General features: G+C 57.1%; 16 protein-coding genes. 10 read left to right on the forward strand and 6 right to left on the reverse strand.

From position 1 onward, the window contains the following. Window positions 1-27: 27 nt before the first annotated feature. From yrfG to pckA, 4 genes are all read left to right on the forward strand, one after another. Window positions 28-675 carry a GMP/IMP nucleotidase gene (gene yrfG, locus N1689_RS15790; RefSeq protein ID WP_253420260.1) on the forward strand — a complete coding sequence of 216 codons (648 nt, stop codon included), beginning with the start codon at window positions 28-30 and terminating at the stop codon, window positions 673-675. 13 nt (window positions 676-688) lie between these two features. Beyond that, entirely contained in the window at window positions 689-1,090 is a 402-nt protein-coding gene (hslR, locus tag N1689_RS15795) for a ribosome-associated heat shock protein Hsp15 (protein ID WP_033734209.1), read from the forward strand. Between the two features lie 49 nt (window positions 1,091-1,139). After that, the gene (hslO, locus tag N1689_RS15800) at window positions 1,140-2,006 is read left to right on the forward strand and encodes an Hsp33 family molecular chaperone HslO (RefSeq protein WP_150011098.1); all 867 of its coding nucleotides are present in this window, start codon (window positions 1,140-1,142) and stop codon (window positions 2,004-2,006) included. A 368-nt stretch (window positions 2,007-2,374) separates the two neighbouring features. Then, window positions 2,375-3,994 carry a phosphoenolpyruvate carboxykinase (ATP) gene (gene pckA, locus N1689_RS15805; RefSeq protein ID WP_013359292.1) on the forward strand — a complete coding sequence of 540 codons (1,620 nt, stop codon included), beginning with the start codon at window positions 2,375-2,377 and terminating at the stop codon, window positions 3,992-3,994. Window positions 3,995-4,033: 39 nt separating this feature from the next. On the opposite strand, the gene envZ is transcribed toward pckA, so the two are convergent. Continuing rightward, window positions 4,034-5,401 carry a two-component system sensor histidine kinase EnvZ gene (gene envZ / locus N1689_RS15810; protein ID WP_003853013.1) on the reverse strand — a complete coding sequence of 456 codons (1,368 nt, stop codon included), beginning with the start codon at window positions 5,399-5,401 and terminating at the stop codon, window positions 4,034-4,036. Continuing rightward, window positions 5,398-6,117 carry a two-component system response regulator OmpR gene (gene ompR / locus N1689_RS15815; RefSeq protein WP_003853014.1) on the reverse strand — a complete coding sequence of 240 codons (720 nt, stop codon included), beginning with the start codon at window positions 6,115-6,117 and terminating at the stop codon, window positions 5,398-5,400. Before ompR ends, envZ begins: the two co-directional genes overlap by 4 nt. Window positions 6,118-6,652: 535 nt before the next feature. On the opposite strand from ompR, the gene yjbE reads away from it, so the two are divergent. The 4 genes from yjbE (at window position 6,653) to N1689_RS15835 (ending at window position 11,799) form a co-directional block, all read left to right on the forward strand. Further along, window positions 6,653-6,901 carry an exopolysaccharide production protein YjbE gene (gene yjbE / locus N1689_RS15820; RefSeq protein WP_150011104.1) on the forward strand — a complete coding sequence of 83 codons (249 nt, stop codon included), beginning with the start codon at window positions 6,653-6,655 and terminating at the stop codon, window positions 6,899-6,901. A 180-nt stretch (window positions 6,902-7,081) separates the two neighbouring features. Next, window positions 7,082-7,555, forward strand: coding sequence for a transcription elongation factor GreB (gene greB, locus N1689_RS15825; RefSeq protein WP_003853016.1), 474 nt, complete (start codon window positions 7,082-7,084; stop codon window positions 7,553-7,555). Between the two features lie 103 nt (window positions 7,556-7,658). Continuing rightward, complete coding sequence (locus N1689_RS15830) at window positions 7,659-9,986, forward strand: Tex family protein (protein ID WP_222924903.1); 2,328 nt, start codon at window positions 7,659-7,661, stop codon at window positions 9,984-9,986. Between the two features lie 127 nt (window positions 9,987-10,113). Further along, window positions 10,114-11,799 (forward strand): alpha-amylase family glycosyl hydrolase, encoded by a 1,686-nt coding sequence (locus tag N1689_RS15835; RefSeq protein ID WP_260059408.1) that lies wholly within the window; start codon window positions 10,114-10,116, stop codon window positions 11,797-11,799. Here N1689_RS15835 and N1689_RS15840 read toward each other — a convergent pair whose 3' ends face one another. Next, the gene (locus tag N1689_RS15840; RefSeq protein ID WP_010671554.1) at window positions 11,800-12,069 is read right to left on the reverse strand and encodes a YdgH/BhsA/McbA-like domain containing protein; all 270 of its coding nucleotides are present in this window, start codon (window positions 12,067-12,069) and stop codon (window positions 11,800-11,802) included. A 172-nt stretch (window positions 12,070-12,241) separates the two neighbouring features. Continuing rightward, on the reverse strand, window positions 12,242-13,015 hold the full coding sequence (gene bioH / locus N1689_RS15845) for a pimeloyl-ACP methyl ester esterase BioH (protein ID WP_161733696.1): 774 nt from the start codon (window positions 13,013-13,015) through the stop codon (window positions 12,242-12,244). 34 nt (window positions 13,016-13,049) lie between these two features. Here bioH and gntX point away from each other — a divergent pair, with 34 nt between their 5' ends. Continuing rightward, window positions 13,050-13,730: a DNA utilization protein GntX gene (gntX, locus tag N1689_RS15850; RefSeq protein ID WP_033784173.1), complete on the forward strand. Its 681-nt coding sequence runs from the start codon at window positions 13,050-13,052 to the stop codon at window positions 13,728-13,730. Between the two features lie 58 nt (window positions 13,731-13,788). After that, window positions 13,789-14,364 carry a Fe-S biogenesis protein NfuA gene (gene nfuA, locus N1689_RS15855; protein ID WP_010253194.1) on the forward strand — a complete coding sequence of 192 codons (576 nt, stop codon included), beginning with the start codon at window positions 13,789-13,791 and terminating at the stop codon, window positions 14,362-14,364. Between the two features lie 331 nt (window positions 14,365-14,695). Here the strand turns inward: nfuA and malQ are convergent, their stop codons facing one another. Then, a complete protein-coding gene (gene malQ, locus N1689_RS15860) occupies window positions 14,696-16,777 on the reverse strand; it encodes a 4-alpha-glucanotransferase (RefSeq protein WP_260059409.1) in 2,082 nt (693 codons plus the stop codon). A gap of 9 nt (window positions 16,778-16,786) precedes the next feature. Beyond that, window positions 16,787-19,192 carry a maltodextrin phosphorylase gene (malP, locus tag N1689_RS15865; RefSeq protein WP_260059410.1) on the reverse strand — a complete coding sequence of 802 codons (2,406 nt, stop codon included), beginning with the start codon at window positions 19,190-19,192 and terminating at the stop codon, window positions 16,787-16,789. Window positions 19,193-19,292 lie beyond the last annotated feature (100 nt).

A 19,292-nucleotide genomic window follows, 5' to 3' on the forward strand; every position in this document is an offset into this window, starting at 1 on the left:
CGGTTTTTTACAGGGTCTGACACTACGATGCTCAACTGGTCTGAGATTGATACCGTGCTGCTCGACATGGATGGCACGCTGCTGGATCTGGCATTCGATCGCTATTTCTGGCTGGAGCATGTCCCTGAACAGCTCAGCCAGCAACGCGACATCAGCCGGGCAGAAGCCGACGCGATCATCACGGAAAAGTATCAGGCCGCTGCCCATACGCTAAACTGGTATTGTCTGGATTACTGGGCAGAGGCGCTGTCGCTGGACATCCGTGCCATGACCTGGGCGATGCGCAGCCGGATCGCACTGCGTGACGATACGCTGCCTTTTTTGCAGGCCCTGCGTCGCGCCGGAAAGTCCACGATTCTGCTGACCAATGCGCATCCTTACAATCTGGACGTCAAACTGGCGCAGACAGGTTTAGCGCCGCACCTTGATTTATTACTTTCCACCCATACCTTTGGGTATCCGAAAGAAGACCCGCGTTTATGGCACGCGGTACAACAGCACACCGGCTTTTCTGCGCCGCGCACGCTGTTTATCGACGATAGCGAAGTGATTCTGGATGCTGCGAAGCTATGGGGCATCGGTGAGTGCTTAGGCGTGAAGAACCCCGATTCGGGTCGTCCTGAGCAAATCTTTCAGCGTCACCGCGCCACGGACGATTACCGGACGCTGATCTGAGTCAGGAGCAGCAATGAAAGAGAAAAGCAGCGAAGAGGTCCGCCTCGACAAGTGGCTGTGGGCCGCGCGCTTCTACAAAACCCGGGCGATGGCGCGGGAAATGATTGAAGGCGGCAAGGTGCATTACAACGGCCAGCGTAGCAAACCCGGCAAAGTGGTAGAGCTGAATGCGGAACTGACACTGCGTCAGGGCAATGATGAACGCACCGTAGTAGTGGCTGGCATCACCGCGCAGCGCCGTCCCGCCAGCGAGGCCCAGCAGCTCTATCGTGAAACCGATGCCAGCATTGAAAAACGCGAAAAAATGGCGCAGGCGCGCAAGATGAATGCGCTGACTATGCCGCATCCCGATCGGCGACCAGACAAAAAAGAGCGTCGCGATTTGATGAAGTTTAAATTATCGGGCGATGAATAACGCCGTCTTCGCTGACGCACCATCGCCCCGTCCCAGTGAGAGAAAAAATATGTCAGTCCAGGATCAACTGCACCGTTATCTGTTTGAAAATGCCGCCGTGCGCGGCGAGCTGGTGAACGTCTCTGACACCTGGCGTGAAACCGTGAAGAACCACGACTATCCGGCACCGGTTAAAACGCTGCTGGGTGAGATGCTGGTCGCCACCAGCCTGCTGACCGCCACGCTGAAGTTCGATGGCGAAATCACCGTGCAGTTGCAGGGTGACGGTCCGCTGTCGCTGGCAGTGATCAACGGTAACAATAATCAGGAGCTGCGCGGCGTTGCACGTATCAAAGGCGACATCCCGGATGACAGCACCCTGAAAAGCATGGTCGGCAATGGTTATCTGGTGATCACCATCTCCCCTGAAAAGGGTGAACGTTATCAGGGCGTGGTCGGGCTGGAAGGTGACACTCTGGCGGCGTGCCTGGAAGATTACTTTATGCGCTCCGAGCAGTTGCCCACGCGCCTGTTTATCCGCACCAGCGACAAAGGCGCTGCCGGTATTCTGTTGCAGGTACTGCCAGCGCAGGATACAGAGAAAGAGGTCTTCGAACACCTGGCGACACTGACCGAAACCATCAAAACGGAAGAGCTGATCGATCTGCCTGCTAATGAAGCGCTGTGGCGTCTCTACCATCAGGAAGAGGTTACCCTCTACGATCCGCAGCCGGTGATCTACAAGTGCACCTGCTCGCGTGAACGCTGTGGCGAAGTGCTGACCACGCTGCCGCAGGAAGAAGTGGATGAGATCATCGCGGAAGATGGCAAAATCGACATGCACTGCGACTATTGCGGCTCAAACTACGTGTTTGACGCCGTAGACATTGCCGGCATCCGTAGCCACTCCCATGAGAATAACGACCGACTGCACTGATTAATCGGGCGGCGTCTGCCGCCCCTTCTCTTTTCCCCCGCGCTATCCCCATAATTTTTCTGACAAATTATCTTTTTTTACTTTCATAACATCTTTTAAACGTTCGAAACATAGCCTTAACGCGCCCTGAGTCGCATTTTTAGATCACTGCCCTTTTTCCCTCTTCGCAGAAGAGTAAACTGCGCGCGATCGTGCAAACGCCCGGACGCCTGGGGCAGATGCCCTGAATAGCCCGGTTAGCTTTGCAGGCTGTCGTAACGACGCGCAGTAAACCGTCAGTGATTCACCGCACCCGATACCACAGCCGGTGGCACGATCCCAACCTATCTCTGCTTTGCAGAACAGACACCGATTTAAGGAGCAGTAAAATGCGCGTTAACGGCCTGACCTCGCAAGACCTTGCCGCTTTGGGCATCGTGGATACCACGGAAGTGGTTTACAACCCTGATTACGACACGCTATTTCAGGAAGAGACGCGCCCGGACCTCGAAGGTTTTGCTCGTGGCACCCTGACGCAGAGCGGCGCGATTGCAGTAGACACCGGGATTTTCACCGGGCGATCGCCAAAGGATAAGTACATTGTGCGTGACGACACCACGCGCGATACCCTGTGGTGGAACGACCAGGGCACCGGCAAAAACGACAATCAGCCTCTGTCACAGGAGACCTGGAACGCACTGAAAAGCTGTGTTACCCGCCAGCTTTCCGGCAAGCGTCTGTTTGTAGTGGATGCGTTCTGTGGTGCCAATGCCGATTCACGTCTGAGCGTACGTTTCGTCACTGAAGTTGCCTGGCAGGCTCACTTCGTGAAAAACATGTTCATCCAGCCTACAGACGCTGAGCTGGCCGACTTCACGCCTGACTTTGTGGTGATGAACGGAGCGAAATGCACCAATCCTGACTGGCAGGCGCAGGGTCTGCACTCGGAGAACTTTGTTGCCTTCAATCTGACGGAACGCATGCAGCTGATTGGCGGCACCTGGTACGGTGGCGAGATGAAGAAAGGTCTGTTCGCCATCATGAACTACCTGCTGCCGCTGAAAGGCATTGCTTCAATGCACTGTTCAGCTAACGTCGGTAAAGCAGGTGATGTGGCGGTCTTCTTTGGTCTCTCCGGCACCGGCAAAACCACACTCTCCACCGATCCTGACCGCCAGTTGATCGGCGATGATGAGCACGGCTGGGACGATGATGGCGTGTTTAACTTCGAGGGCGGTTGCTACGCCAAAACCATCAACCTTTCTGAGCAGGCTGAGCCGGAGATCTACCGCGCCATTCGCCGCAATGCATTGCTGGAAAACGTGGTAGTGCGCGAAGATGGCAGCGTTGATTACGCCGACGGCAGCAAAACAGAGAACACCCGCGTCTCCTATCCGATTAATCACATCGACAATATCGTGCAGCCGGTCTCAAAAGCGGGCCACGCGAAGAAGGTGATTTTCCTGACCGCCGATGCGTTTGGCGTGCTGCCACCGGTTTCACGTCTGACGCCGGAGCAGACGCAGTATCATTTCCTGTCAGGCTTCACCGCCAAACTGGCGGGTACCGAGCGTGGCGTGACGGCGCCGACCCCAACCTTCTCCGCCTGTTTCGGCGCGGCATTCCTGACGCTGCATCCGACGCAGTACGCTGAAGTGCTGGTGAAGCGGATGGAGGCGTCCGGTGCGCAGGCTTATCTGGTCAATACCGGCTGGAACGGCAGTGGCAAACGCATCTCACTGAAGAATACCCGCGCCATTATCAATGCGATCCTGGCGGGTGAGCTGGATGATGCACCGACAGAAACGCTGCCAATCTTTAATCTGCAGATGCCGGTTGCGCTGGGCGAGCTGGACAGTGACACGCTCGATCCGCGTCGTAGCTGGGAGAGCGAAGAGAAGTGGACCGCTGCCGCCGAAGGTCTGGCACAGCGCTTTATTGATAACTTCGACAAGTACACGGATAACGCCGCAGGTGCTGCGCTGGTGAAAGCTGGCCCGCAACGCTAAAAGAACCGGCGCGGCAATGAAACTGCCGCGCCGTTTTTATCATCCCGACACGCTGTTGCTGCCGTTGTTGTGGCTCAGCGCCATGCTTTCCACTAACGGCAACCAGGCACGAATGCGTAAACCGCCGCGTTCGCTCTCACCAATCTCCAGCGAGCCCTGATGGGCATCAATAATACGCTGCACGATCGCCAGGCCCAGACCAGTCCCGCTGGTGCTGCGGGCGCTGTCACCGCGCACAAACGGCTGGAACAGATGCGCCAGCTGATCCGGCTTGATGCCAGGTCCGTCATCTTCCACCTGGAACCAGGCCCGATGCAGTTCCCGTCCGCTACTGACCTTGATCCAGCCATTGCCGTAGCGTGCGGCGTTGACGACCAGGTTAGCCAGTGCGCGTTTAATCGACAGCGGGTTAATATCCAGCATTAACTCTTCCGGCATCACCGCATTTTCGATTTCACGCTCATAGCCGCTTTCAGCCGCCACGACCTCGCCCAGCACGCTGTTCAGGTCGGCACGCTCGGTCTGCATCTCCTGACCAGTGCGCAGGTAGTCAATGAACTGTTCAATGATGGCGTTGCACTCTTCGATATCTTTATTAATCGATTCGGCCAGATAGCCATCCTGCTCGCTCATCATCTCGGTGGCGAGACGAATGCGGGTCAGCGGCGTACGTAGATCGTGGCTGACACCCGCCATTAGCAGCGTGCGGTCATCCGCCAGCTGCTTCACGCCAGCCGCCATCTGATTAAAGGCGCGCGTTACCGATCGCACTTCTGATGCACCGTATTCGCGCAGCGGCGGCGGAATAATCCCGCGTCCGACCTGTAGCGCGGCGTGCTCCAGATCCACCAGGGGTCGGTTCTGAATACGGATAAACAGCCAGGCACCGCCTATCGCCAGCAACATGATCGCCAGGGTGTAGCGGAACAGTGGTGAGAAGTCGCCCTGATGAATCTCCGTCAGCGGCACCCGCACCCAGATATCGGGCGACAGCCAGGTTTTCAGCCAGACCACCGGCGAGTTTTTGTTCACCTCCACCCGGACATCGGTGGGACCGCCAAGCTGCTGGCCCATCTGCTCGCTCAGGAATTCATAGTGCTGCGCCCAACGCAATCCGCTCTCCTCTGCTGCTGCATTGGTGTAGAGCGAGATCCCCAGCTCGCGGTAGATTTCCCGGCGAAACGCCGGGGGCACTTCCAGCTGCGTGCCATCTTCCAGCTGCAACCGGTCGGTCATCAGCATACGAACTTCGTAAGCGAGCACCTTATTGAACTGTTGCAGGCTGGGAAGAATAGCGAAGTTCAGCACCACCAGATAGGTCGTTACCAGGCTGACGAACAGCAGGGTAACGATCAGCAGCAGGGTGCGGGCAAACGAACTACGTGGCGAGAAGCGCAGTCGCTTCATGCTTTACTGCCGTCCGGCACAAAGACGTAGCCCAGACCCCAGACGGTCTGGATATAGCGCGGATGCGCAGGATCCTCTTCCACCATGCGACGCAGGCGGGAGATCTGGACGTCGATCGAACGCTCCATGGCGCTGTATTCACGGCCACGCGCCAGGTTCATCAGCTTGTCACGGGACAGCGGCTCACGCGGGTGGCTTACCAGCGCTTTCAGCACCGCAAACTCACCGCTGGTCAGCGGCATCGGCTCATCTTCACGAAACATCTCGCGGGTGCCGAGGTTAAGTTTGAATTTACCGAAGGCAATAATCGCCTCTTCCTGCGACGGTGCGCCTGGCAGTTCATTAGCCTGACGGCGCAGCACCGCGCGGATACGCGCCAGCAGCTCACGCGGGTTGAAAGGCTTGGGAATGTAGTCGTCAGCGCCGATCTCCAGCCCCACGATACGGTCCACCTCTTCGCCCTTGGCAGTCACCATAATAATCGGCATCGGGTTGCTCTGACTGCGCAGACGACGGCAGATAGAGAGGCCATCTTCGCCCGGCAACATCAGGTCCAGCACCATCAGATGAAAGGATTCACGGGTTAACAGACGATCCATCTGCTCGGCATTAGCGACACTGCGCACCTGAAAGCCCTGCTCGGTGAGATAGCGTTCAAGCAGTGCACGCAGACGCATATCATCATCGACGACCAGAATTTTGTAGTTCTCTTGCATTTTCAACTCCCAAAGGCGCTATTGCCTGAGCCAACATTGTTAAAAAAAGATGCCTTATAGTGACAGTCATTATTGGTTTATATTCTAGCCAAAATTGTTACAAAGCATATTAAACAGGAGCTTATATTTGAATTAAGGCGATTGTGGGGTCGTTTCAACCCGTTTACCCCTGCCTGGCTTCTGATACGGCAAATCTGAAAAAATGGCCCTGTTTCTCTGTATCGCTGGCGTCAGAAGCGAGCCAGTTTTTAATCGATGAATCAATTCAGTGAGTTAGCAGATAATTTGACTTAATGATCAGCCATCATTGTAGATAAGCTCCAGATAATCTACCTCAACAGCGTTGTGGCAGCATAATATTCCAGTAAATATGCCTGACGCCTCATGCTCCTCTCGGATTAGTTTCAGCAGCACGTTCAGCAAGGCCAGTTTAAATTAAAGCCCTTTAAATCAATCAGTAAAGCCAACTTTTCGCCCCTCTCGTTTTGAACCAGACTGCTCTGGCAACATTCGATGTCTCAACGGGGAATACACAATGAAAAAAACAATTTTACTGCTGAGCGCGCTGGCATTAAGCAGCGTCAGCCCAGGTTATGCTGCCACAGCAACCGGTGAAGCCGCCGGCGCAGCAGCGACAACCACTGCAAAAGGTAACTCTGACGCCATCGGCGTGGGTGCAGTCGCAGCCCTGCTGGGCGTTGCGCTGGCCACTATGGGCGGCGGCGGCGGTGACGGTCACAGCACCGGCACCTCGACCACTACGGCGACTCACGCCGGAAAATAAGTTTAAGCACCCTGCTGGCTTCAGATTACTGGTTTCATTTTGCATCACAGCATCAACCCTTTCGCCGCCGGGGAAATTAACGTGGGTTTTTAGCCTTTAAAAACCCTTTCCCCGACTCTTTTTTGCCGTGCCCTCTTTGCCTTACACTGTCGCTCCTGAGATTTCTGTGGCCGGTATAGCATGAAAACCCGACTTATTACCCGTGAAGGCTTCGATAAGCTGAAAGCGGAACTCGACTATTTATGGCGTGAAGAGCGACCGGAAGTGACGAAAAAAGTCACCTGGGCTGCCAGCCTTGGCGATCGCAGTGAAAATGCCGATTATCAGTACAACAAAAAACGGCTGCGTGAAATTGACCGCCGCGTTCGCTATCTGACCAAAAGTCTTGAACAGCTGCGTATCGTTGACTACTCACCCCAGCAGGATGGCAAAGTCTTCTTTGGTGCCTGGGTAGAAATTGAAAACGATGAGGGCGACCTCAAACGCTTCCGCATTGTGGGCTACGATGAGATTTTTGGCCGTAAAGATTACATCTCTATCGACTCACCCATGGCGCGGGCGCTGCTGAAAAAAGAGGTCGGCGATGCCGCCACCGTTGAGACGCCAGTGGGTCCGGCACTGTGGTATGTCAACGCGATTGACTACCCGCAATAACGATTCAGATTATCGCTGAAAGCCGCCCGCGTCTCTGGCAATTTTGATTATCAATCCGTATAACTGTCGGCTATTTCTCAACCCGGAAAGCAAGACAGTCCTGATGATGAAAGTTCTGAGCCAGATAATTGCCAGTGAGCTACAGGCGCGACCAGAGCAGGTTGACGCCGCCGTTCGCCTGTTAGATGAAGGGAATACCGTGCCGTTTATCGCACGCTATCGTAAAGAGGTCACCGGCGGTCTGGATGATACCCAACTCCGCCAGCTGGAAACCCGCCTCAGCTATCTGCGTGAACTTGAAGAGCGACGCCAGTCAATTCTGAAGTCGATTGACGATCAGGGAAAACTGACTGACGACCTCGCCCGCGCCATCAATACCACCCTCAGCAAAACCGAGCTTGAAGACCTCTACCTGCCCTACAAGCAGAAACGCCGTACGCGTGGACAGATCGCGATTGAAGCGGGTCTGGAACCGCTGGCGGACACGCTCTGGCAGGATCCGTCGCACACCCCTGAGCAGCTGGCTGAGCAGTATGTCGATGCTGATAAAGGCGTTGCCGACGTCCGTGCCGCGCTGGATGGTGCCCGCTACATTCTGATGGAGCGTTTCGCCGAGGATGCCGCGCTGCTTGCCAAAGTGCGTAACTACCTGTGGAAAAATGCCCACCTGGTCTCTCGTGTAGTGGAAGGCAAAGAGGAAGCGGGCGCGAAGTTCCGTGACTACTTTGATCATCACGAAGCGCTGAGCACCGTGCCGTCGCATCGTGCGCTGGCGATGCTGCGTGGCCGCAACGAAGGTGTGCTGCAACTCTCGCTGAATGCCGATCCGCAGTTTGATGAAGCACCGCGTGAAAGCCACGGCGAAACCCTGATTGCTGAACACCTGAATCTGCGCCTGAATAACGCCCCTGCCGACAGCTGGCGTAAAGCCGTCGTGAGCTGGACGTGGCGCATCAAGGTGATGCTGCATCTGGAAACCGAACTGATGGGTACGGTGCGTGAACGCGCAGAAGATGAAGCGATCAACGTCTTTGCCCGCAACCTGCACGATCTGCTGATGGCCGCCCCGGCCGGGATGCGTGCCACCATGGGACTGGATCCCGGCCTGCGTACCGGCGTTAAAGTCGCTGTGGTCGATGCCACCGGTAAAGTCGTGGCGACCGATACCGTTTATCCACACACCGGTCAGACCGCCAAAGCGGCTGCCGCGGTTGCCGCGCTCTGCATTAAGCACCAGGTCGAGCTGGTGGCGATTGGCAACGGCACCGCGTCCCGTGAAACCGAGCGCTTCTTCCTGGATCTGCAGCAGCAGTTCCCACAGGTCACGGCACAGAAAGTGATTGTCAGTGAAGCTGGCGCATCGGTCTACTCTGCCTCTGAACTGGCGGCGCTGGAATTTCCGGATCTTGATGTTTCGCTGCGCGGCGCGGTGTCGATTGCCCGCCGTCTGCAGGATCCACTGGCTGAGCTGGTGAAAATAGACCCGAAATCGATCGGTGTCGGTCAGTATCAGCATGACGTCAGTCAGAGCCAGCTGGCGAAGAAACTCGACGCCGTAGTAGAGGATTGCGTAAATGCCGTCGGCGTTGACCTTAACACCGCCTCGGTGCCGCTGCTGACCCGCGTCGCGGGCCTGACGCGCATGATGGCGCAGAACATTGTCGGCTGGCGTGATGAGAACGGCCGCTTCCAGAATCGCCAGCAGCTGCTGAAAGTGAGCCGTCTTGGGCCAAAAGCCTTTGAGCAGTGTGCGGGCTTCCTGCGCATCAACCACGGCGATAACCCGCTGGATGCCTCGACCGTCCACCCGGAAGCCTACCCGGTCGTGGAGCGTATTCTGACCGCCACCGAGCAGGCGCTGAGCGATCTGATGGGCAACGCGGGCAGCCTGCGTAACCTCAGCGCCCACGATTTCATTGATGAACGTTTTGGTCTGCCGACCGTTACCGACATCATGAAAGAGCTGGAGAAGCCGGGCCGCGATCCGCGTCCTGAGTTTAAAACTGCGCAGTTTGCAGAAGGTGTGGAAACACTGAACGATCTGTTGCCGGGCATGATCCTCGAAGGCGCCGTCACCAACGTCACCAACTTCGGTGCGTTTGTGGATATTGGCGTGCATCAGGATGGCCTGGTCCATATCTCGTCGCTTTCAGACCGCTTTGTGGAAGACCCCCATCAGGTGGTGAAAGCGGGCGATATCGTCAAAGTGAAAGTGATGGAAGTCGATCTCCAGCGCAAACGTATTGCCCTGACCATGCGTCTTGATGAGCAGCCGGGCGAAGGCAATGCACGTGGCGGCGCGAGAAACGCCGCCCCGCGCGAAGAGAAACGTCCGGCCGCCGGTAAAGGCCGTCCACGTCCGGTCAGTTCCTCTGCGGGTAATAGCGCGATGGGTGATGCGCTGGCCGCGGCATTCGGTAAAAAACGCTAAGCTTTTCAGGGGGCCACATCTGGCCCCCTCTTCTCGTCCTCTCCCCCGGTTGAAAATCCCCATCATCGCGCTACGCTAAAAAGACGCCTGTCATAAAAACAACACCTGCTGTGGCACCCAATTCACGATGGATACGATCACCGATCTGATTGAGAAGATTTATGCTGGCACATTCCCGGAGGCGACCTTTGCGCGCCTGCAGGCTGACATCGCTACCGCCCGCGAGGCGATTAAGCTGCCGCGCAAGGCACACTGGGATGAACAGGATGTGGTACTGATTACCTACGCCGATCAGTTTCGGGAAGCCGGTAAACCCACGCTCAGCACCTTTTCCCGGTTCTATCAGCAGCACCTGCAATCCACGTTTCCGCTGGTTCACCTGCTGCCCTTTTTCCCCTGGTCGTCCGATGACGGCTTTTCGGTGATTGATTACCATCAGGTCGATCCGCAGTGCGGCGACTGGCAGGATATTGCGCGCCTGCATCAGGAAACCCGGCTGATGTTTGACTTCGTCTGCAACCACATGTCGTCGCAGAGCGCCTGGTTCAGCCACTTTCTGGCGCAGGATCCTGGCTGGGATGATTTCTTTATCAGCATGCCGCCCGCCACCGATCTCAGCGCCGTCACGCGACCGCGCACCTCGCCGCTGCTGACGCCGTTTAAGATGGCCGATGGCGACACCCGTTTTATCTGGACCACCTTCAGCGCCGACCAGATCGACCTTAACTTTGCCAATCCTGAGGTGTTGCTGCGCATGGTCAACGTACTGCTCGACTATCTGATTCGTGGCGCTGACTATGTACGTCTCGATGCGGTCGGTTATATGTGGAAAACGCCCGGCACGCGCTGTATTCATCTGGAAAAAACCCATCAGCTGGTGAAGCTGTTCCGCGCCATTGCCGACCATGTCGCGCCTGGCACGGTGATTATCACCGAGACCAACGTGCCGCATCAGGACAACATCAGTTATCTGGGCAACGGGCACGATGAGGCGCAGATGGTCTATCAGTTTTCACTGCCGCCGCTGGTCCTGCATGCCATTCATACCGGATCGGCGCGCGCACTGCGGCAGTGGGCCAGTTCGCTGGATCTCAGCAGCAACGACACCACCTTCTTCAACTTTCTGGCGTCACACGATGGCATCGGGCTGAATCCGGCGCGCGGCATTTTGTCTGAAGTGGAGATTGTGGCGCTGGTGCGCGATCTGGCACTGGAAGGCGCGCTCGTCTCCTATAAAAATAACCCCGACGGCACCACCAGTCCCTATGAAATCAACGTCACCTATCTGGATGCGTTAAATAGCGAGGCTGACGATGACGACACGCGACTGAAACGCTTTTTGCTGGCCCATGCGATTCTGCTGGTCTTTCCTGGCGTGCCTGCCATCTATATCCAGAGCATTCTGGGCGGTCGTAACCATTATGATGGCGTGCGGGCCGCCGGACACAACCGGGCGATTAACCGTCAGAAGTATGATTTGCAGCTGATTGAAGCGGCGCTGGCGGGCGGTGACTGGCTGCGGCAGCAGATTTATACCCGGCTCGGCCAGTTGATACAGCTGCGTCGTCGCCAGCCTGCATTCCATCCCGATAATCCGATGACGCTGTATGACAGCGAAAATGCCGTGCTGGTGCTCAGCCGTCATCAGGCGGAAAGCGGCGACGGACTGCTTTGCGTATTTAATCTCAGTGGACGATCAGTGGAGACGCGACTGCCAATGGCGCATACGTTGCAGGATGTGGTGAGCGGAGAGAAAATTGATGGCACCCAGCCGGTTAAGCTGGATGCCTGGCAGTTCATGTGGCTACGTTAATTACTTGTAGACTTCAGCGGTGGCGCTGAATTTACCGTGTTCGCGGCCTGCGATCACGCGGTAGTATTTACCGCCCTTTTCGTCAGCGAGCTTCGACAACACTTTCTTAGCATCCATTGGCGAGGTAGTTTCCGCCGTGGTGTTAACGTTGCCGATCTTTTGCAGGTTCATTGTTTTAACTTCTTCCTGGGTGACTTCTTTCGCTGCCATCGCAGAAAATGAAATCGCGCCCATCATCATTGAAGCCACAACCCATTTAAAAACCTTCATTATGTTTACCCTCATTCATGATCCATTGTGAGATGTAAGCAGCCGCTAAACGCGTAAGGCAGTATGGAACGGCATAGTCATTTCCGTGACTAATCACATAAAATGCAGCGGCCTTGCTCACAGAGAGAAGTATTGCTGCTGTCTGCGATTTTGCCAGTTCAAAGCGTCATTATCACGGCAGATTACTGATAAAATTAACAATATGCTGGCAAAAGCGCTCAGGATGGGAAATAAAAGGCGCATGTGCGGCTTTTTCGATAACCACTGAAGGCGATGCTGGCAACATTTCATCTATCTCAGCGGCTATCCGGCGCGGCACCAGTCCATCCAGCGCCCCGTAGAGTCGCAGGAACGGCAGCGTAATCTGCGGTAACGCGTCGCGCAGATCGACCTGGCGCAAAATCTCCAGCCCGCCATCCAGCACCGCCACCTCCGGCATCGGCTGCGACAGCACCACCTCTTTCAACTGCCGCGCATCGGCGCGAGCCGTTTCGGTACCCAGCGTCTGCAGCGCCAGAAAGCGCTCCACCGTGCGCTGGAAATCATTGCTGAGCATCTGCTGAAAGTTCTGCAGCGTCTCCGGTTTAATGCCGGGCCAGCTCTCTGTGGCGGTGAAACAGGGCGACGAGGCAACGGTGATCAGTGCAGCCAGTTTTTCTGGCGCGCTCAGCGCAAGCTGCGTCGCCACCAGTCCGCCCAGCGACCAGCCCACCACAATCGCCTGCGGTGGCAGCAAAGGCAGTAACTCTTCTGCCATCTGCGCCAGCGTCAGCGCACCGAAATGCTGGCTGCGGCCATAACCCGGCAGATCGACCAGATGCAGGCGATAGTGCGGGCTGAGTCGCGGAATAATGCTTTGCCAGACTTCGGCGTTCAGTCCCCATCCGTGCAGCAGCACAAGATCGCGTTTTCCTTCCCCGCAGGTGTGCCAGTAGAGCGACATCATCAGTTACTATCCCGAAATTGATAAGGAGGTCGCTATGCTAGCAATGCCCGCCCTGTGTTGGCTATGCCGGATGCCGTTACGGATAGCCCGGCACGGCATCTGCAGTTTATGCCTGCGCGGATTACCGCCGTTGCCATTGCTCTGTCCGCGCTGCGGATTGCCGGCTGGCTCAGCAAAGGTCGCCTGTGGCCGTTGCCAGCTTAAACCGCCCGCCTGGCAGGCGCTGGTCTGCGTCAATGACTACTGTCCGCCGTTCAGCCAGTGGGTTAATCAGCTGAAGTTTTCTCACATAACCGCACTCAGGGTGATGCTGGCGCGGCTGCTTTTGCTAAGCTGGCTGAATGTTTACCGGCGTGGCACGGTGCCGCGTCCCGATCTGCTGCTGCCGGTTCCGCTGCACCGGCGACGACGCTGGCAGCGCGGCTTCAATCAGACGGTACTGCTGGCCGCTCCGCTGGCGCACTGGCTGGGATGTGAATGGCGTGAAGGTGTTTCCCGCAGGCGAAGGGGCGCCCTACAGCATCAGCTCAGCGCCCGGCAGCGACGCACCAACTTACGCGGTGCCTTTCGCCTTGAAATGGCGGTGCAGGGACGCCATATCGCGCTGCTTGATGACGTCATTACGACCGGCAGTACCGTAGATGAAATCAGTCGTCTGTTACTGGCACAGGGTGCGGCCAGCGTGCAGGTCTGGTGCCTGTGCCGTACCTTGTAGAGCGTCTTTGATGGGCGTATTATAACCAACTAAATTAGTCAACTATTGAGCAATCGACATGATCCGAATTACTGACTCTGCCCAGGAACATTTTTCTAAACTGCTATCCAAACAAGAAGATGGCACCCAGATTCGCGTATTCGTGATTAACCCGGGTACGCCAACAGCAGAATGCGGCGTCTCTTACTGTCCGCCCGATGCGGTTGAAGCCACCGACACCGAACTGAAGTTTGAAAAGCTCTCTGCCTACGTTGATGAGCTGAGCAAGCCGTATCTGGAAGATGCAGAAATCGATTTCGTTACCGACAATCTGGGTTCCCAGCTGACGCTGAAAGCACCGAATGCCAAGATGCGCAAAGTCTCTGATGATGCGCCAATGGTTGAGCGCGTTGAGTATCTGCTTCAGGCGCAGATCAACCCACAGCTGGCTGGCCACGGGGGTCGCGTGTCGCTGATGGAGATCACCGATGAGGGCTACGCCATTCTGCAGTTTGGCGGCGGCTGTAACGGCTGTTCAATGATCGACGTGACCCTGAAAGATGGTATTGAGAAAGAGCTGCTGGCTGCCTTCCCGGAACTGAAAGGCGTGCGCGATATTACCGAGCATCAGCGCGGCGAACACTCGTTCTACTGATGATAAAGCGACGGATAGCAGAAATATTCTGCTCTCTCCGCTGTGAGATTGAGCCTGCTCAGGGAACACGGTCAGATCGTAAAGACGCAAATGCCGCCATCCCTGGCATGCCCGGCCCGCGCGATTACGCACCTCATCCCTGAGGTGCGCCCGTTGCCGGGCCAACGCGCGTTGCGTTGTTCAAAAACGCCCGGCGTTTTTGTCCCTGACGCGGGACGCTTTACTCCTCTGACAATGTTCCCTGCGTGTTGAATTGAGCCGTTGCTGCCGGATTTCTTCTGATCACGTTTTATCATCAGTCAGAAACGGCAGCCTGGCTGCTGCGCTTCTGTTATTGCCCTTTCTGTCCTGACTGACGCTGCTGGCTGACCACCTTCAGCAGTGCATTCACTTCCTTGTCCGCAAAGATCGCCTCCAGCGTTTTGCTCAGCTTGCGTCGCCAGTTAGGGTACTGATCCACCGTGCCCGGCACGTTAACCGGCGTGGTCATGCCAAGCCAGTCTTCGGGCTGAAGGCCCAGCAGCGCACTGTCGGTATCCGCCAGGAAACGATGGATCGCCCGGTTCAGCGCAGGCGTCATAGTGAGCTTCTCCGCCTTCTTCTGGGTGCGTGCCGGTAAGGCACCCGCCAGATGCAGCGCATCCAGCAGCGCCTGCTTCTGCGCGGCACGCTGCGCATGTAACGCTTTCACCGCATCGCCCGGATAAAGACCCAGCTTCTCGCCCAGTTCCAGATCGCCCTGCTCCCAGAAGCCGGTCAGCGTCGGCAGGTCATGGGTACTGGCGCTGGCGATAGACTGACGTGGATAGTCCTGCGGCGCGCGATAGCGCTGATCTTTCTCCTGCTCAAACCACAGCACCTTCCATGAAAAGACGCCGCTTTTGCGCAGCAGGCTGACGATCTCCTGAGGCACGGTGCCAAGGTCTTCACCAATCACCATACAGCGCAGCCGGTGGCTCTCCAGCGCCAGGATAGCCAGCAGATCGTTGACCGGATAGGCCACATAAGCACCTTTATCCGCCGTCTCTCCGGCTGGCACCCACCACAGACGCAGCAGCGACATGACATGGTCGATACGCAGCGCGCCGCAGTCACGCATGTTGGCACGCAGCATGTCGATAAACGGCTGATAGGCGCGCGCCTGCATCACATGCGGATCCATCGGCGGTAAGCCCCAGTTTTGTCCCAGCGGCCCCAGACGATCAGGCGGTGCGCCCACCGAGGCCTTGAGGCGATAAAGCTCCGGGTCGTGCCAGGTCTCCGCACTGCCTTCCGCCACGCCCACCGCCAGGTCACGGTAGAGACCGACGCTCATGCCCAGCGCCTGACTGTGCGCCCAGCAGCCTGAGAACTGCTGCTGCGCCAGCCATTGCAGCCACTGCCAGAAGGCGATCTCCTCTTCATGCTGTTCACACCACTGCTGCACTTCCGGCGACTGACTGTTGCGCCACGCCTCTGGCCAGGCAGGCCAGCCGCCCTGCTGTGACTTGTCTGCCTGCCGCTCCAGCTGTATGCCATCGTAGGCAGCCTGATAACGCAGGCTGTCACCGCCTTCACGCACAAAGGCTGCAAAGGAGAGAGGCTCTTCGCTCTGACTGTCACGCGCCTGAAAGTGTGTCCAGGCATGGCGCAACGCCGCCAGCTTCAGCGCCATCACGGCGTCGTAGTCGACCTGCTCCGCCTCACGCGCTTTGGTCAGCGCCTTCTGTGTTTTCGCGCTTTTCCACCATTTCTGCGCTGCCGCGCTTTGCTGAAAATCGTCCACCTGACTGACGTCGATATAGATCACGTTCAGCCAGCGGCGCGATGACGGACTATACGGGCTGGCAAAACCGGCGCTGGCAGGATAGAGCGCATGCAGCGGATTCAGCCCCACGAAATCGCCGCCGCGCTCAGCCAGCTGGACCAGCAATTGATAGAGATCGCCGAAGTCGCCGATGCCCCAGTTCTGTTCAGAGCGCACGGTATAAAGCTGAACCAGTGCACCCCAGCGTTTTTCCCCGGCCTCCAGCGCCGGAGGCAGATAGCAGCGCCGCGGCGCGACAATAATCTGCGTCTGCCAGCTTTTCTTCCCTTTGTTGAGCGTCAGCTGGTGATAACCCTGGGTCAGCGGTCCCGGCAGCGTAAAAGGCTCCCCGGCGGTTAACTCACCGCTTTGCTGTTTGCCCTTTTCAGTCTGCAATTGCCAGCTGTAAGTGCCACTGCCCTGAGGCGTCAGCTGTCGCTTACTGCTGCCGCTGAACACCGCGACCGGCGGCAGCGGGGATTTACTGGCCTTCTGCGGTTCTGCCATCACCGCCAGCAGCGCGCGTTTGGTCTCATCGCTGACGGCCTCTTTCCTGCCGTTGACGTCGATGTAATCCAGTGAAATGCCTGCGGCACGGGCGGCCTGATCGAGTGAATTTTGCTTCATTGCTGCTCCTTAGCGCGGTGCCTGCCAGATACGTTGCTGATAGTCACGAATGGAACGGTCCGAACTGAACATGCCGGTTCGTGCCGTATTGAGGATGGCGGCGCGGGTCCAGCCTTCGGGGTCACGCCATAGCGCTTCCACCCGTTGCTGCGCCTCGATATAGGCCTGGAAATCGGCCAGCACCAGCCAGGGATCGCCATGTTTGGTCAGGCTTTCCAGCGTCAGGTCAAAGGCGTGCTTATCCCCGTCGCTGAATTTGCCCTTCTCCAGCGATTTCAGTAAATCGTCCAGCGGCTTGTTCTGCTTACGCACTTTTTTCGGGTTGTAGCCTTTCGCCTTGAGCGCCTTCACCTCATCCACGGTGTGGCCGAAGATAAAGATGTTTTCCTCGCCCACCTGTTCGGCAATTTCGACGTTGGCACCGTCGAGCGTGCCAATCGTCAGCGCACCGTTCAGCGCCAGCTTCATGTTGCCGGTGCCGGAGGCTTCATAACCGGCGGTGGAGATCTGCTCAGAGAGATCGGCTGCCGGGATCATCTGCTCGGCCACGGTGATACGGTAGTCGGGGATAAACACCACTTTGAGTCTGTCGCCAACCCGCGGATCGTTGTTCACCACCTCCGCCACTTTGTTAATGGCGTAGATGATATTTTTGGCGAGGTAGTAACCCGGCGCGGCCTTAGCCCCGAACAGGAATACCCGTGGCGTAAAGGTGACATCTTCCGGGTTGTTACAGAGCGTCTGATAGCAGTAGAGGATATGCAGCAGGCTGAGATGCTGCCGCTTGTACTCATGCAGTCGCTTGATCTGCACATCGAACAGCGCAGCCGGATTCACGATGATGCCGGTATGCCGCGCGATATACTCTGTAAGCTGCGCTTTGTTCTGCTGTTTGATGCTGCGATAGCGCTGACGAAACGCCTGATCGTCGGCATAAGCCTCCAGACCGATCAATGCATCAAGGTTACTGGCCCACTCGGTTTTCAGCGTCTCATCAATCAGCCCGGCCAGCGCCGGGTTACACTGCTTCAGCCAGCGGCGCGGCGTAATGCCGTTGGTGACGTTATGGAATTTTTGCGGCCAGAGCTGGTGATACTCCGGAAAGAGATCGCTGACCACCAGACGGGAGTGCAGCGCTGCCACGCCGTTGACCGCAAAGCCGCTGACGACGCAGAGATTGGCCATTCGCACCTGACCGTCAGCCACCACCGCCAGCTTGTGCCACATCGCTTTGTCATCCGGCCAGCGCTGCTTCACCTGCTTCTTCAGTCGCTGATTAATCTCTTTGATAATCAGCATGTGGCGCGGCAGCAGACTGCGCATCAGCTTCTCATCCCAGCGCTCCAGCGCCTCTGGCATCAGCGTGTGGTTGGTGTAGGCAAACAACCGGCTGGTGATCTGCCATGCTTCATCCCAGCTCAGCTGATGCTCATCCAGCAGCACGCGCAGCATCTCCGGTATAGCGATGGTCGGATGGGTATCGTTGAGCTGGATCACTTCGAAGTCTGGCAGGCTGTGAATGCTGCGCCCCGCCAGATGGTGACGCCGCAGGATATCCGCCACCGCACAGGCGCACTGGAAATATTGCTGCATCAGGCGCAGCCGCTTGCCAGCCTGATGGTTGTCATTGGGATAAAGAACCTTGGTGAGCTTTGCCGCTTCGATGCCGGGCTGCTCTGCCTGCAGGAAGTGGCCGTCGTTAAAGGAGCTGAGATCAAACGGATGCGCGCTTACGGCCTGCCACAGGCGCAGCGGCAGCGTCACGCCGTTGCGATAGCCGGTAACCGGCAAATCCCAGGCCTCGCCGCGCAGCGTAAAATCGGGATGCCAGCGTACACCACCGTTTTCCAGCTTTTCAACCCGGCCGCCCATCGCGACATCAACATCCAGCGCCGCGTTGTGACGGAACCACGGATAGCGCTCGCGCTGCCAGTCATCGGGCGTTTCAATCTGCTTACCCTCGTCAAAAGACTGGCGGAACAGGCCGTACTGGTAATTAAGCCCGTGACCGGTGGCAGACTGCCCTACCGTTGCCATTGAATCCATGTAGCAGGCGGCCAGTCGTCCCAGCCCGCCGTTACCGAGCGCCGGATCGACCTCCTGCTCCAGCAGTTCGGTTAAATCGAGCTGCTGCTCAGCCAGCGCCGCCTTAACCTCGTCATACCAGCCGAGATTCAGCAGATTGTTGCCGGTCAGACGACCAATCAGAAACTCCATCGACAGATAATTAACATGGCGCTGCTGCACCGCCGGACGCGGTGCCGGTTGCGCGGCCAGCAGTTCTGCCAGCACCGCACTCACTGCCTGCCACGCCTGATGCGGGGTCATCTGTTGTGCGGAGAGGAGACTTAACTGCTGCCACTGGCGGGTCAATGCGGCGTTAAAACGGGCTTTATTAAATTTCTGCTGCGGCATAGCACTCCCTTCTGTTACGCAATGAGGTGAAGCAAAAATAGAAAGCGCACGGGCTGGCAACCGGGTACCAGCAATCGTTAAGTAAAGACGGGAGTGAGGA

Origin of the sequence: Pantoea sp. XY16, assembly GCF_025153065.1 — a bacterium.
GTDB lineage: Bacteria > Pseudomonadota > Gammaproteobacteria > Enterobacterales > Enterobacteriaceae > Pantoea > Pantoea alfalfae.

What these genes read in the sequence shown, in the direction of transcription:
- yrfG (WP_253420260.1), top strand. Translation starts at nt 28, where the DNA reads ATGCTCAACTGGTCTGAGATTGATACCGTGCTGCTCGACATGGATGGC.
- hslR (WP_033734209.1), top strand. Translation starts at nt 689, where the DNA reads ATGAAAGAGAAAAGCAGCGAAGAGGTCCGCCTCGACAAGTGGCTGTGG.
- hslO (WP_150011098.1), top strand. Translation starts at nt 1,140, where the DNA reads ATGTCAGTCCAGGATCAACTGCACCGTTATCTGTTTGAAAATGCCGCC.
- pckA (WP_013359292.1), top strand. Translation starts at nt 2,375, where the DNA reads ATGCGCGTTAACGGCCTGACCTCGCAAGACCTTGCCGCTTTGGGCATC.
- envZ (WP_003853013.1), bottom strand. Translation starts at nt 5,401, where the DNA reads ATGAAGCGACTGCGCTTCTCGCCACGTAGTTCGTTTGCCCGCACCCTG.
- ompR (WP_003853014.1), bottom strand. Translation starts at nt 6,117, where the DNA reads ATGCAAGAGAACTACAAAATTCTGGTCGTCGATGATGATATGCGTCTG.
- yjbE (WP_150011104.1), top strand. Translation starts at nt 6,653, where the DNA reads ATGAAAAAAACAATTTTACTGCTGAGCGCGCTGGCATTAAGCAGCGTC.
- greB (WP_003853016.1), top strand. Translation starts at nt 7,082, where the DNA reads ATGAAAACCCGACTTATTACCCGTGAAGGCTTCGATAAGCTGAAAGCG.
- N1689_RS15830 (WP_222924903.1), top strand. Translation starts at nt 7,659, where the DNA reads ATGATGAAAGTTCTGAGCCAGATAATTGCCAGTGAGCTACAGGCGCGA.
- N1689_RS15835 (WP_260059408.1), top strand. Translation starts at nt 10,114, where the DNA reads ATGGATACGATCACCGATCTGATTGAGAAGATTTATGCTGGCACATTC.
- N1689_RS15840 (WP_010671554.1), bottom strand. Translation starts at nt 12,069, where the DNA reads ATGAAGGTTTTTAAATGGGTTGTGGCTTCAATGATGATGGGCGCGATT.
- bioH (WP_161733696.1), bottom strand. Translation starts at nt 13,015, where the DNA reads ATGATGTCGCTCTACTGGCACACCTGCGGGGAAGGAAAACGCGATCTT.
- gntX (WP_033784173.1), top strand. Translation starts at nt 13,050, where the DNA reads ATGCTAGCAATGCCCGCCCTGTGTTGGCTATGCCGGATGCCGTTACGG.
- nfuA (WP_010253194.1), top strand. Translation starts at nt 13,789, where the DNA reads ATGATCCGAATTACTGACTCTGCCCAGGAACATTTTTCTAAACTGCTA.
- malQ (WP_260059409.1), bottom strand. Translation starts at nt 16,777, where the DNA reads ATGAAGCAAAATTCACTCGATCAGGCCGCCCGTGCCGCAGGCATTTCA.
- malP (WP_260059410.1), bottom strand. Translation starts at nt 19,192, where the DNA reads ATGCCGCAGCAGAAATTTAATAAAGCCCGTTTTAACGCCGCATTGACC.